The sequence below is a fragment of the Hydrogenophaga sp. FG152 genome (genome assembly GCF_057809615.1).
The window spans coordinates 98,161-110,447 of the sequence record NZ_JBMDKH010000009.1 but is presented as its reverse complement, the minus strand read 5'-3'; the positions used below and the strand labels follow the sequence as shown (position 1 = coordinate 110,447).

The following is a 12,287-nucleotide window of genomic DNA, read 5'->3' as shown; positions in this document are numbered from 1 at the left end:
GGATTCCGCAGATTACGTCATTTTCTGACGAACTGCCTCAGGTTCAACCCCGCCAGCAGCAGCGTGAGGAAATAGACCACCATCCCGCCCAGCACGCACAGCGTAAGCAGGCCCACGCGCTGCAGGGCCTGGCCCTCGAAGCCCAGCCAGTTGAAGCGCGCCGCCACCCACATCAGGAACAGCGCCAGCAAGGCGCTGGCTGCCAGCACCTGCATGCCGAAGCGGGCCCAGCCCGGTGACGGTTTGTAAGCGCCTCGGCGGATCAGCCCCACCAGCAGGAACAGGGCATTGACCATGGCGCCGATGCCGATCGCCAGTGCCAGCCCCGCATGGGCGAGGTGGGGCACCAGCAGGAAGTTGAGCACCTGGGTGAGCACCAGCACGCCAATGGCGATCTTCACCGGCGTGCGGATGTCCTGCCGCGCGTAGAACCCCGGCGCCAGCACCTTGATCGCGACCAGGCCGATCAGGCCCGCGCCGTAGCCCATCAGGGCGGTGGCGGTGCGCTGCACGTCGGCGGCGGTGAAGGCCCCATAGTGGTACAGCACGGCCACCAGCGGCTGCGCGAAGGTGAGCAGCGCCACCGCGCAGGGCACGGCCAGCAGCACCACCAGGCGCAGGCCCCAGTCCAGCAGGCCGCTGTAACGGTCCGTGTCGTCGGACGCCTTGGCCGCCGCCAGCTGCGGCAGCAGCACCACGCCCAGCGCCACGCCCAGCATGGCGGTGGGGAATTCCATCAGGCGGTCGGCGTAGGTCAGCCAGCTCACGCTGCCGGCGCCGAGGTGTGAGGCGATCTGCGTGTTGATCAGCAGGGAAATCTGGGCCACGCTCACGCCCAGCAGCGCGGGCAGCATGAGGGTGGTCACCCGCTGGGTGCCCGGGTGGTGCCAGGCCGCCTTCAGGGCCGACCAGCGCAGGCCCACGCGCGGCAGCAGGCCCAATTTGCGCAGCGCCGGGATCTGCACGCCCAGCTGCAGGGCACCGCCCAGCAGCACGCCCCCGGCCATGGCGTAGATGGGCTCGATGCCCAGCGAGGCGAACCAGGGCGCGCCCCAGCCGGCGGCGGCGATCATCGCCACGTTGAGCAGCACCGGCGTGGCCGCCGGCACGGCAAAGCGCTTCCAGGTGTTCAGAATGCCGGCCGACAGCGCCACGAAGGACATGAAGGCGATGTAGGGAAACATCCAGCGCGTCATGAACACGGCGGCGTCGAAGCCGGGGTCGTCCAGGCCGCTGGCCATGGCCCAGACCAGCACCGGCGCGCCCACCACGCCCAGCACGCAGGTGACCGTGAGCGCCCAGGCCAGCACGGTGGCGATCTGGTTCACCAGCACCCGGGTGGCGTCATCGCCCTCTTTTTCCCGCACGCCGGCCAGCACCGGCACGAACGCCTGGCTGAACGCGCCCTCGGCGAACAGCCGGCGCAGCAGGTTGGGGATGCGGAAAGCGACGTTGAAGGCGTCGGTCAGCGCGCTGGCGCCGAACATCGCTGCCATCAGCAGTTCGCGCACCAGGCCGGTGATGCGGGACGCCAGCGTGAGCAGCGAAACGAGGGAGGCGGACTTGAAAAGGGTCACGCGGCGAGTGTAACGACCGGGATCACCCCCCTCCCCCTGCCCGTCCGGCCACCCTTGCCAGCCCGGCAGGTCGTGCTAAAATCGCGGGCTTTGCTGGCATCATCCCCAAACACCGAAGGAACTCACCATGGCAACCAAGCCGAAGAAAAAGAACCCCCGTCTGGCGTCTGGCCGCAAGCGCGTGCGCCAGGACGTCAAGATCAATGCAGCCAACACCTCGCTGCGCTCCAAGTACCGCACCGCCGTCAAGAACGTTGAAAAAGCCGTTCTGACGGGCGACAAGGCCAAGGCGACCGAACTGTTCGCCAAGATGCAGAAAGTCGTCGACATCGTCGCCGACAAGGGCATCTTCCACAAGAACAAGGCCGCACGCGACAAGAGCCGCCTGTCGGCCAAAGTCAAGGGTCTCGCAGCCGCCGCTGCCTGAACCCACCCCGGTCTGGCCCCGCCAGACCACCAGCCCGGGCCCCAAAGGCCTGCCGTTTGAAACGGGTGCGCTGCCAGCAAAAGCAAAAAAGCCGTCGCAAGACGGCTTTTTTGTTGCCCGCGCCCAAAGCGGGCGGATCAGGTCTTGGTCGGGGGATCGGGAAGAAGGCAGGCTTCGACCACCTGCAGGCCATTGTCGCGCGCGAAGTTCATGCAGAAGTCCCAGGCCATGGGCTCGGCCTCGCGCAGGTCGGTATGCACCACCACGCACTTGATGCCGTTGATGTTGTTGGGCACGCACCAGGGGGAATAGCTCAGGTGGCTGCCAGGCGTGGCGCCGCCGGGGCGGAACGAGCTCATCACCCCGGCCAGGCGCTCGGCCCAGTCACTGGGACGGAACGTGCGGCCGTCCTTCGTGACACCCTGGATGAAAACTTGTTTGGCTGTCGGTGAAACCATCGGGGGGAGAGGCCTTCGGATGGAGGGCTCGACTGGAAAAAAACCACCGCCGGAACGAGGATCGCTCACCGGGGAAGTAGGCAGGTATTCTATCTTATATAAGACCTGGAGCGAGGGATAACCCGGACCCCTGAGCGTACACCGGGCGCATTTCAGCGATGCCCAACAAGCAATGATGATGCCTGCCCGCTGCCTCTAAAATCGCGCTTCAACGGCTCAACCTTCGTTGAGCCGCTTTCTTTTTGGCCCTTCCCACCGGAGTCCCTGCATGAACGCCGCCCTCAAGCCCGTCGCCTCGCCCCACGTGATGAACACCTACGGCCGCCTGCCGATCGCGATGTCACACGGCCGAGGCGTGCGTCTGTGGGACACCAACGGCAAGGAATACCTGGACGCGCTGGGCGGCATCGCCGTCAACACCCTGGGCCACGGCCACCCCAAGCTGGTGCCCGCCCTGCAGGACCAGGTCGCCAAGCTGATCCACTCCAGCAACTACTACCACGTGCCCGACCAGGAGCGCCTGGCCCAGATGCTGGTGGAGCGCTCGGGCATGACCAATGTGTTCTTCTGCAGCACCGGCCTGGAAGCCAACGAGGCCGCGCTCAAGCTGGCTCGCAAGTACGGCCACGACAAGGGCATCGAGCGCCCCGAGATCGTGGTCTACGAAAAAGCCTTCCACGGCCGTTCCATCGCCACCCTCTCGGCCACCGGCAACCCCAAGGTACAGGCCGGCTTCGGCCCGCTGGTCGAAGGCTTCATCCGCGTGCCGCTCAACGACATCGAGTCGCTGAAGAAGGCCACCGCCGGCAACCCCAACGTGGTCGCCGTGTTCTTCGAGACCATCCAGGGCGAAGGTGGCGTGAACCCGATGCGCTCGCAGTACCTGAAGGACGTGCGCGCCATGTGCGACGCCAACGACTGGCTGCTGATGATCGACGAAGTGCAGTGCGGCATGGGCCGCACTGGCAAGTGGTTCGCCCACCAGTGGGCCGGCATCGTGCCCGATGTGATGCCGCTGGCCAAGGGCCTGGGCTCGGGCGTGCCGATCGGCGCGGTCGTGGCCGGCCCCAAGGCCGCCAACATCTTCCAGCCCGGCAACCACGGCACCACCTTCGGCGGCAACCCGCTGGCCATGCGCGCCGGGGTCGAGACCATCCGCATCATGGAAGAGGAAGGTCTGCTGGAGAACGCCGCCCGCGTGGGCCAGCACCTGCGCACGCTGCTCGAAAAGGACCTGATCGGCAAGGCCGGCGTGAAGGAGATCCGCGGCCAGGGCCTGATGATCGGCATCGAGCTCACCAAGCCCTGCGGCGTGATCACCCAGCGCGCCGCCGACGCCGGCCTGCTGCTCTCGGTCACGGCCGACAGCGTCATCCGCATGGTGCCCCCGCTGATCATGACCACGGCCGAGGCCGACGAGGTGGCCGCCATCCTGCTGCCGCTGATCCACGCCTTCCTGGCCGAATGAGCGCCGCCCCCGCCATGACGATCCCGCACTACCTGCAGTTCAAGGACCTCGACGCCGCCACCTACGCCTACCTGTTCGAGCGCGCGGCCTTCATCAAGCGCAAGTTCAAGGCGGTCGAGAAGTACCAGCCTTTCGCCGACCCCGATCGCACCCTGGCCATGATCTTCGAGAAGGCCAGCACGCGCACCCGCGTGAGCTTCGAGGCCGGCATGTACCAGATGGGCGGCTCGGTGGTGCACCTGACCACCGGCGACAGCCAGCTCGGCCGCGCCGAGCCCATCGAAGACAGCGCGCGCGTGATCAGCCGCATGGTCGACCTCGTGATGATCCGCACCTTCGAGCAAAGCAAGATCGAAGCCTTCGCGGCGCACTCGCGCGTGCCGGTCATCAACGGCCTGACCAACGAGTTCCACCCCTGCCAGATCCTGGCCGACATCTTCACTTTCATCGAGCGGCGTGGCTCCATTGAAGGCAAGGTCGTGGCCTGGGTCGGCGACGGCAACAACATGGCCAACACCTGGCTGCAGGCCGCCGAGCTGCTGGGCTTCACGGTGCACGTGAGCACCCCCAGCGGCTACGAGGTGGACCCGGTGCTCGCCGGCATCCGCAACCCGGCCTGCTACAAGGTCTTCAAGGACCCGCTCGAAGCCTGCGCGGGCGCCCACCTCGTCACCACCGACGTGTGGACCAGCATGGGCTTCGAGGCCGAGAACGAGGTGCGGCGCGCCGCCTTCAAGCGCTGGTGCGTGGACGAGGACATGATGCGCACCGCCCAGCCCGATGCGCTCTTCATGCACTGCCTGCCCGCGCACCGCGGCGAAGAGGTCAGCGCCGAGGTGATCGACGGGCCGCAGTCCGTCGTCTGGGACGAGGCCGAGAACCGCATGCACGTCCAGAAGGCCTTGATGGAGTACCTGCTGCTCGGCCGCCTGGCCTGATGCAAGCCCTGCTCGACGCCATCGCGCGCCTCGAACCCACCGCCGAAGCGCGGCGGGTCTTCCATGGCCGCGGCGGCCTGCACCCGGGCTGCGAGCCCTGGGCGCTGGACGCCTTCCCCCCGGTCTGGGTGCTGACCAGCTTCCAGCCGGTGGACGAGGCCACCCTGGCCGTGCTGCACACCGCGCTGGCCGAGCGCTGGGCCCAGGTGGCGCCCGGCGAACCGCTGAACTGGGTGTTCCAGTGCCGGCACGACAGCCAGACCGAAACCCGCCTGATGGCCGGCGCCGTGCCTGAACCCCACGTGGTCAGCGAGCGCGGCGCGCGCTTTCTGGTGCACGTGCTCAAGGGCCAGAACCACGGCCTCTTCCTGGACATGGCCGAAGGCCGCCAGTGGGTGCGCGAGCATGCCGGCAAGCTGAAGGTGCTGAACCTGTTTGCCTACACCTGCGCCTTCTCGGTGGTGGCGCTGCAGGGCGGCGCGAAACAGGTGGTCAACGTGGACATGAGCGGCGGCGCCATGGCCATCGGCCAGCAGAACCACCCACTCAACGGCCTCGCCGGCGGCGCCAGCTTCCTCGCGCACGACATCTTCAAGACCTGGGGCAAGATCACCCGAAGCGGCCCCTACGGCCTGGTCATCGTCGACCCGCCGAGCTTCCAGAAAGGCAGCTTCGTCGCCACCAAGGACTACCAGCGCCTGATGCGCCGCCTGCCCGACCTGCTGCTGCCCGGCGGCCAAGTGCTGCTCTGCCTCAACGCGCCCGAACTCGACACCGCCTTTCTGCAGCAGCAGATGCAGGACGCCGCGCCCGAACTGATGTTCGAGCAGCGCCTGCCCAACCCCGACGCCTTTGCCGATGCCTCGCCCGAGCGCGCGCTCAAGGTCCTGATCTACCGCGCGCCCGACCTCGCGCCCCGGACCGCATGAGCGCCTGCACCAGTTGCGGCGCCTGCTGCGCCTGCTTCCGGGTCGACTTCTCGGTGCACGAGGTGGACGACATGGGCGGCACCGTGCCCGCCGGGCTGGCGGTCGAGGTCACCGACCACACCGCCCGCATGCGCGGCACCGACCACTCGCCCCCGCGCTGCGCCGCCCTCAGCGGCAAGGTCGGCCAGAAAGCCATCTGCGGCATCTACGAATGGCGCCCCTCGCCCTGCCGCGAGTTCGAGGAAGGCAGCGACGCCTGCGCCCGCGCCCGCCAGCGGCACGGGCTCCCGTCGCTCAATTGATTCAGGCCTCAACTATTTTCCAGGTCTGTTGGCAATAACCGACACCACGGATTTTTTCAGGGTGCTACCTTCCATGCACCATGAAACAGCTCTGGGACATCTCTCCGCCGGTGCACGCCGGCGCCCCGGTTTTTCCGGGTGACACCGCCTACACCCAGCAGTGGGCCGCCACCATCGGCCCGGGCTGCCCGGTCAACGTCAGCGCCATCACGCTGTCGCCCCATGTGGGCGCGCACGCCGACGCGCCGCTGCACTACGACCCCGACGGCGACGCCATCGGCAACGTCTCGCTCGACGCCTTCCTCGGCCCCTGCCGCGTGATCCACGCCATTGGCTGCGGCCCGCTCGTCACGCCCGCGCACATCGCGCACGCGCTCACCGACCTTCCCCAGCGCGTGCTGGTGCGCGTGTACGCGCGCCAGCCGCAGGACCGCTTCGACGACGCCCTGCCCGCCTTCGCGCCCGACACCGTGGAACAACTCGCCGACCTCGGCGTGCTGCTCATCGGCATCGACAGCGCCAGCATCGACCCGGCCAGCAGCAAGACGCTCGACAGCCATCAGACCATCCGCCGGCGCGGCCTGCGCGTGCTGGAAAACCTGCTGCTCGACGATGTGCCCGAAGGCGACTACGAACTCATCGCCCTGCCCCTCAAACTCACCACCGCCGACGCCAGCCCCGTGCGCGCCGTGCTGCGCCAACTGCCATGAACAACGCCCCCACCCTCGCCGACTGCCGCGCGCTCGACGCGCAAGACCCGCTGCGCGCCCTGCGCGACCTCTTCTTCCTCCCCGAGGGCACCATCTACCTCGACGGCAACTCGCTCGGCGCGATGCCGCGCAGCGCCCCCGCGCGCGTGGCCGAGGTGGTGACGCAGGAATGGGGCACCGACCTCATCCAGAGCTGGAACAAGCACGGCTGGTTCGCCCAGCCCAAGAAGGTCGGCGACAAGATCGCGCGCCTCATCGGCGCCGAGCCCGGCACCGTGGTCGCCACCGACAGCACCTCGGTCAACCTCTTCAAGGTGCTCTCGGCCGCGATGGACCTCGCCAGCGTCGACCACCCCAAGCGCCGGCGCATCGTGAGCGAGCGCAGCAACTTCCCGACCGACCTCTACATCGCCGAAGCCCTGTGCCAGCAGCACGGCTTCGAACTGATGCTGGTCGAGCCCGAAGAAATCCCCGCCGCCCTCACGCCCGAGGTCGCCGTGCTCATGCTCACCCACGTGAACTACCGCACCGGTGCCATGCACGACATGCCAGCCATGACCGCCGCCGCCCACGCCACCGGCGCGCTCATGCTGTGGGACCTCGCGCACAGCGCGGGCGCCGTGCCGGTGGACCTCACTGGCGCGGGCGCCGACTACGCCGTGGGCTGTGGCTACAAGTACCTCAACGGCGGCCCGGGCGCGCCAGCCTTCGTGTGGGTCAACCCGCGCCACGCCGACCGCTTCTGGCAGCCCCTGGCCGGCTGGTGGGGCCACGCCACGCCCTTTGAATTCACCCCCGACTACCGGCCCGCGCCCGGCATCACGCGCTACCAGTGCGGCACCCAGCCCATGATCAGCCTGGCCGCGCTCGAATGCGGCGTGGACACCCTGCTCGCCGCCGAAGCCCATGGCGGCATGGCCGCGCTGCGCAGCAAGTCGCTCGCGCTCACCGACCTTTTCATCGAACTCGTGGACGAACGCTGCCAGGGCCACGGCATTAGCCTGGCCACGCCGCTGGACCCGGCCGAGCGCGGCTCGCAAGTCTGTTTGACCAAGGACGAAGGCGCCTACGCCATCGTGCAGGCCCTCATCGCGCGCGGCGTGGTGGGCGACTTCCGCGCGGGTGATGGGGGTCGCCACAAAGACATCCTGCGCTTCGGCTTCACGCCGCTCTACATCGGCTTCGAGGACGTGTGGAACGCCGCCGAGCAGCTGCGCCAGGTGCTGGAAACCGGCGAGTGGCGGCGCGCCGAATTCAACACCCAACACGCGGTGACCTGACCATGTGCCCGCACCAACACCCCTCTGCCGACAGCGCCAGGCCCGAAGACATCGTGCGCGAGGAAGGCGCCCAGCTCGACTTCAGCCGCGACATGAGCTATGGCGACTACCTGCAGCTCGACGCCATCCTCAGCGCGCAGAAGCCGCTCTCGCCCGCGCACGACGAAATGCTCTTCATCGTGCAGCACCAGACCAGCGAACTCTGGATGAAGCTCATGCTGCACGAGCTGCGCGCCGCCATTCACAGCATCGCGAACGACGAACTGCAACCCGCCTTCAAGATGCTCGCGCGCACCTCGAAGATCATGGAGCAGCTCGTGCACGCCTGGGACGTGCTCGCCACCATGACCCCGCCCGAATACAGCGCGCTGCGGCCCTACCTCGCGCAGTCCAGCGGCTTCCAGAGCCACCAGTACCGCTGCATCGAATTCGCCATGGGCAACAAGAACGCGGCCATGCTCAAGCCGCACGCCCACAGCCCCGAGCGCATGGCCGCCGTGCAGGCCGCCTACGAAGCCCCGTCGCTCTACGACGAAGCCCTGCGCCTGCTCGCGCGGCGCGGCCTGGCTGTGCCCGAAAGCCACACGCAACGCGACTGGACCCAGCCCTACGCAGCCAGCGACGCGGTCGAACAGGCCTGGCTGCAGGTCTACCGCAACCCCAAGGACCACTGGGACCTGTACCAGCTCGGCGAAAAGCTCACCGACCTGGAAGACGCCTTCCGCCTCTGGCGCTTCCGGCACGTGACCACGGTGGAGCGCGTGATCGGCTTCAAGCGCGGCACCGGCGGCACCGGTGGGGTGAGCTACCTGCGCAAGATGCTGGACGTGGTGCTGTTCCCGGAGATCTGGCGCCTGCGCACCGACCTGTAAAGCCTCAGCCGATCCGCGCCAACCTGGCGCGGTTGGCGCTGCGCGCCGCCGAGTACTCCATGATTCGCGCCACCTCGCTGGCCGCCTCCTCGCCGAACCGCTTCTCCAGCAGATACAGCACCGCGTCGATGCACAGCGTCACGCCGCCCCCGGTCACCACCTGACCAGCGTCCACCAGCAGCGCGTGCTCCGCCTGCACGCCGGGAAAGCGTTCGCGCAACTCCAGCAAGGGCGACACCTCGGGCAACACGACCTCCACCTTCGTCGTGGCCGGCTTGCCATCGAGCAGGCCCGCCTGCGCCAGGATCATGGCCCCCGTGCACACCGAACACACCGTCGCCCCTGGGGCGACACGCTGCGCAAAGGCCTGAAGCACCGGGTCCATCGAAGCCTTGCGCCAGCCGGGCCCACCCGGCACCAGCAGCACATCGACCGCCTCCACCTCGTCGAAGGTCTTCGTGGGCAACACCATGAGGCCGTTGGAAAACGCCACCGGGTCGCGCGTGGCCGCGACCGTCTCGTAAGACAGCTCGGGAATGATCCGCCGGGCCATCGACATCACGCCGATCGCGGCCAGATCCACGGGCTCGACACCCTCGTAGAGAACAAAAGTCATGTGCATAGGGGCTCCAGAAAAGCACCGACCATAGTTTCCAAATAGGAAACTTACCATAGGGTTTTCGATAAGTTGCCTATTGGGAAACTTCTCTACCATCCACGCACTGGCTCGACAACCGCGCCGGTCCAACATCTCTGAAAGGCGCCCGCCAATGCAAGCACCGTTCACGCTCCCGCCGCCCTGAGAAGGCTGCACGCACCGGCGCCTTATCCAGGCGCCGGTCAGATGGTCTCGAAGATCCGGCCCACCACAGCGACCGCACGCCGCACCCTGGTCGAGAAGAGCCGCGCCGCGCGGCAGGGCGCAGCCTTGCCAATCGTTTTATCCACGCACTCCACGTCAAGCCACGGCCCCGCGAACACCGCGAGGCCATCCCAGAGGAACCTGATATGAGCTACTCCGCAACGGTCGCGCACGAATCCGAGCCGGCCAGCACCAACACATCCGAGGTGAATCGAGTGGTCTTTGCCAGCTCGATCGGCACCATCATCGAATGGTATGACTTCCTGATCTACGGCACCGCTGCCGCACTGGTCTTCAACAAGCTGTTCTTCCCCGCCGACGACCCCTTCCTTGGCACGCTCGCCGCCCTCGGCAGCGCGGCCGTGGGCTTCTTCGCCAGGCCCTTCGGCGGCGCGTTCTTCGGTTTCCTGGGCGACAGGCTGGGCCGCAAGTCCATGCTCCTCGTCACCCTGGTCATCATGGGCCTGGGCACGTTCGCCATCGGCCTGTTGCCGACCTACCACCAGATCGGCATCTGGGCGCCCATCCTCCTGGTCACGCTGCGCATCATCCAGGGCATCGGCCTGGGCGGCGAATGGGGCGGCGCCGCCCTGATGGTGCTCGAACACGCGCCCAAGCACCGGCGCGGGTTCTGCGGCAGCCTGGTGCAGGTCGGCTTTCCCATCGGCCTCATTCTTTCGGCGGCCGTGTTCGCCGCGGTGTCTCAGCTGCCGGAGGAAGACTTCCTGTCCTGGGGCTGGCGCATTCCGTTCCTCTCCAGCATCGTGCTCGTGGCCCTGGGAACGTTCATCCGCTTCAAGGTCTCCGAGTCGCCGGTCTTCCTGGAGATGAAGGCCAAGAAGGAAATCGCCCGCAACCCCTTCGTGGACGCCGTGTTCAAGCACCCGAAGAACTTCCTGATCGCCGTGGGTCTCAAGATCTGCGAGGTGTCCTGGGTCTACATGCTGACCGTGTTCATGGTCGTCTACGCCACCAAGAACCTCGGTCTGGCCAAGGGCCTCATGCTCAACGCCATCATGATCGCGGCGGCGGTCGAGATCGTCACCATCCCGCTCTTCGGTTATCTCTCCGACCGCGTTGGCCGCCGCCCGTTCTACTTCGCCGGCACGATCTTCACGGTGCTCTTCGCCTTCCCGCTGTTCTGGCTCATGGACACCCGCGACCCGTACATCGTCATCGTCGCGATCGCCGTTGCGCTGAGCTTCGGGCACGGCCTCATGTTCGGCCCGCAAGCCACCTACTTCCCAGAGCTGTTCGGCGCGCGCGTCCGGTACACCGGTGCGTCGTTCGGCTTCCAGGTGTCTGCGGCCATCGGCGGGGGTCTCACGCCCATTCTGGCCACCGTCCTGGTCAACAAGTTCGGCGGTTCCGAAGGCGTCTCCATCCTGCTGATCTCGCTCGCGTTCATCACCTTCATCGCGGCCTGCTTCGCTCGCGAAACGCGCGACAGCTCGGTGCGAGATCTGTAGCCGCACCCCGTCATCCACACCCTCGCGTGCCCGGGCTGGCAACCCGGGCGGTCCCCTGCGGACCGTCGACCCGCACCAAGGCCAGCGGGTCGAACCCAGGCGCATTCAGCCAAGTTCACCGCGTTGCCCATGGGGCAAATCGGTGTACCACCCGCCCGGCAGCGGGTTCATCCAACCAGGAGAAACGCATGTCTACCGTGTTCAAGGAACGTCTCGTCGGGAAACTTCAGCCCACCATTGGTGGCTCCGTCTATGTGGACCCCAACACCATGGAATGGAAGCCCTCGCAGTTTCCGAAAATCCAGATGAAGGTGCTCTACCGCAACGATGAGGTGGGCGAGATGACCGTCCTCCTCAAGTGGGAGCCGGGCGCGGTGCTGCCCTTCCACAAGCACCCGGAAATCGAGCAGAGCTACGTGCTGGAAGGCTCGTTCTCCGACCACGACGGCACCTGCCACGCAGGGCAATACGTCTACCGCCACCCGGGCTCCATGCACGAGACGCGGTCGGACACCGGTTGCACCATTCTCGCGGTGTACCGCAAGCCCAACATCTTCTTCAACGCCGCAGGCTTCGAAGCCGACAAGTAAGCGCCCATGGCCTACGTCGTCACGGAAGCCTGCATTGCGTGCCGCTACGGGGAATGCGTCTCGGTGTGCCCTCAGGGCGCGTTCCACGGTGGGCCCAACTTCGTCGTCATCAACCCTGTCACTTGCGCGAACTGCGGCCTGTGCGAAATGGTCTGCCCGGTGAGTGCCATCTTCGCGGCGGCCGATCTGCCGGCGGCGCAGCAGGACTACCGGGCCTTGAACGCGCAACTCTCCGCCGTCTGGCCCGTGGTTCGGGAAACCGCGCCGCTGCCCGACGCCGACGCGCACGCGCTCGAGACCGCGAAGCGGGACCGCCTGCGGCTCGACCACAGCGCCGGCTGACGTGGCGGCGCATCACGACAGCCCTGCAGGCACGGCCCGCAGGGCTGTCTTTCATGGGCCCGG

14 protein-coding genes are annotated in these 12,287 nt (G+C 67.3%); 11 read left to right on the top strand and 3 right to left on the bottom strand.

Translation table 11 applies throughout. The features are described 5' to 3' along the window. Positions 1 to 17 precede the first annotated feature (17 nt). Positions 18 to 1,577, bottom strand: a complete 1,560-nt coding sequence (gene murJ / locus ACODTB_RS12840; RefSeq protein WP_291120950.1) for a murein biosynthesis integral membrane protein MurJ — start codon at positions 1,575 to 1,577, stop codon at positions 18 to 20. A gap of 127 nt (positions 1,578 to 1,704) precedes the next feature. Between murJ and rpsT the strand changes: the two genes are divergently transcribed. Further along, the gene (gene rpsT / locus ACODTB_RS12835; protein ID WP_291120948.1) at positions 1,705 to 2,004 is read left to right on the top strand and encodes a 30S ribosomal protein S20; all 300 of its coding nucleotides are present in this window, start codon (positions 1,705 to 1,707) and stop codon (positions 2,002 to 2,004) included. 137 nt (positions 2,005 to 2,141) lie between these two features. Here rpsT and ACODTB_RS12830 read toward each other — a convergent pair whose 3' ends face one another. After that, positions 2,142 to 2,462, bottom strand: coding sequence for a DUF3579 domain-containing protein (locus ACODTB_RS12830; protein ID WP_291120946.1), 321 nt, complete (start codon positions 2,460 to 2,462; stop codon positions 2,142 to 2,144). 268 nt (positions 2,463 to 2,730) lie between these two features. Between ACODTB_RS12830 and ACODTB_RS12825 the strand changes: the two genes are divergently transcribed. The 7 genes from ACODTB_RS12825 to kynA all read left to right on the top strand — a co-directional run bounded on the left by ACODTB_RS12825 (position 2,731) and on the right by kynA (position 8,961). Beyond that, positions 2,731 to 3,930, top strand: coding sequence for an aspartate aminotransferase family protein (locus ACODTB_RS12825; protein ID WP_291120945.1), 1,200 nt, complete (start codon positions 2,731 to 2,733; stop codon positions 3,928 to 3,930). Continuing rightward, positions 3,927 to 4,868, top strand: coding sequence for an ornithine carbamoyltransferase (gene argF / locus ACODTB_RS12820; protein WP_291120943.1), 942 nt, complete (start codon positions 3,927 to 3,929; stop codon positions 4,866 to 4,868). The genes ACODTB_RS12825 and argF overlap by 4 nt, the downstream gene beginning before the upstream one ends. Then, positions 4,868 to 5,797: a class I SAM-dependent methyltransferase gene (locus tag ACODTB_RS12815; RefSeq protein WP_291120941.1), complete on the top strand. Its 930-nt coding sequence runs from the start codon at positions 4,868 to 4,870 to the stop codon at positions 5,795 to 5,797. Before argF ends, ACODTB_RS12815 begins: the two co-directional genes overlap by 1 nt. Next, positions 5,794 to 6,099, top strand: a complete 306-nt coding sequence (locus tag ACODTB_RS12810; protein ID WP_291120939.1) for a YkgJ family cysteine cluster protein — start codon at positions 5,794 to 5,796, stop codon at positions 6,097 to 6,099. The genes ACODTB_RS12815 and ACODTB_RS12810 overlap by 4 nt, the downstream gene beginning before the upstream one ends. Before the next feature lie 80 nt (positions 6,100 to 6,179). Next, positions 6,180 to 6,809 carry an arylformamidase gene (gene kynB / locus ACODTB_RS12805; protein ID WP_291120938.1) on the top strand — a complete coding sequence of 210 codons (630 nt, stop codon included), beginning with the start codon at positions 6,180 to 6,182 and terminating at the stop codon, positions 6,807 to 6,809. Continuing rightward, complete coding sequence (kynU, locus tag ACODTB_RS12800; protein WP_291120935.1) at positions 6,806 to 8,089, top strand: kynureninase; 1,284 nt, start codon at positions 6,806 to 6,808, stop codon at positions 8,087 to 8,089. The genes kynB and kynU overlap by 4 nt, the downstream gene beginning before the upstream one ends. A gap of 2 nt (positions 8,090 to 8,091) precedes the next feature. Then, positions 8,092 to 8,961 carry a tryptophan 2,3-dioxygenase gene (gene kynA, locus ACODTB_RS12795; RefSeq protein WP_291120933.1) on the top strand — a complete coding sequence of 290 codons (870 nt, stop codon included), beginning with the start codon at positions 8,092 to 8,094 and terminating at the stop codon, positions 8,959 to 8,961. Between the two features lie 4 nt (positions 8,962 to 8,965). On the opposite strand, the gene ACODTB_RS12790 is transcribed toward kynA, so the two are convergent. Further along, positions 8,966 to 9,577: a DJ-1/PfpI family protein gene (locus ACODTB_RS12790; RefSeq protein ID WP_291120931.1), complete on the bottom strand. Its 612-nt coding sequence runs from the start codon at positions 9,575 to 9,577 to the stop codon at positions 8,966 to 8,968. Between the two features lie 392 nt (positions 9,578 to 9,969). Between ACODTB_RS12790 and ACODTB_RS12785 the strand changes: the two genes are divergently transcribed. The 3 genes from ACODTB_RS12785 (at position 9,970) to ACODTB_RS12775 (ending at position 12,224) form a co-directional block, all read left to right on the top strand. Then, on the top strand, positions 9,970 to 11,292 hold the full coding sequence (locus ACODTB_RS12785; RefSeq protein WP_291120930.1) for an MFS transporter: 1,323 nt from the start codon (positions 9,970 to 9,972) through the stop codon (positions 11,290 to 11,292). A 188-nt stretch (positions 11,293 to 11,480) separates the two neighbouring features. Beyond that, the gene (locus tag ACODTB_RS12780) at positions 11,481 to 11,882 is read left to right on the top strand and encodes a cupin domain-containing protein (protein ID WP_291120929.1); all 402 of its coding nucleotides are present in this window, start codon (positions 11,481 to 11,483) and stop codon (positions 11,880 to 11,882) included. Positions 11,883 to 11,888: 6 nt separating this feature from the next. Continuing rightward, positions 11,889 to 12,224, top strand: coding sequence for a 4Fe-4S binding protein (locus ACODTB_RS12775; RefSeq protein ID WP_291120927.1), 336 nt, complete (start codon positions 11,889 to 11,891; stop codon positions 12,222 to 12,224). Positions 12,225 to 12,287 lie beyond the last annotated feature (63 nt).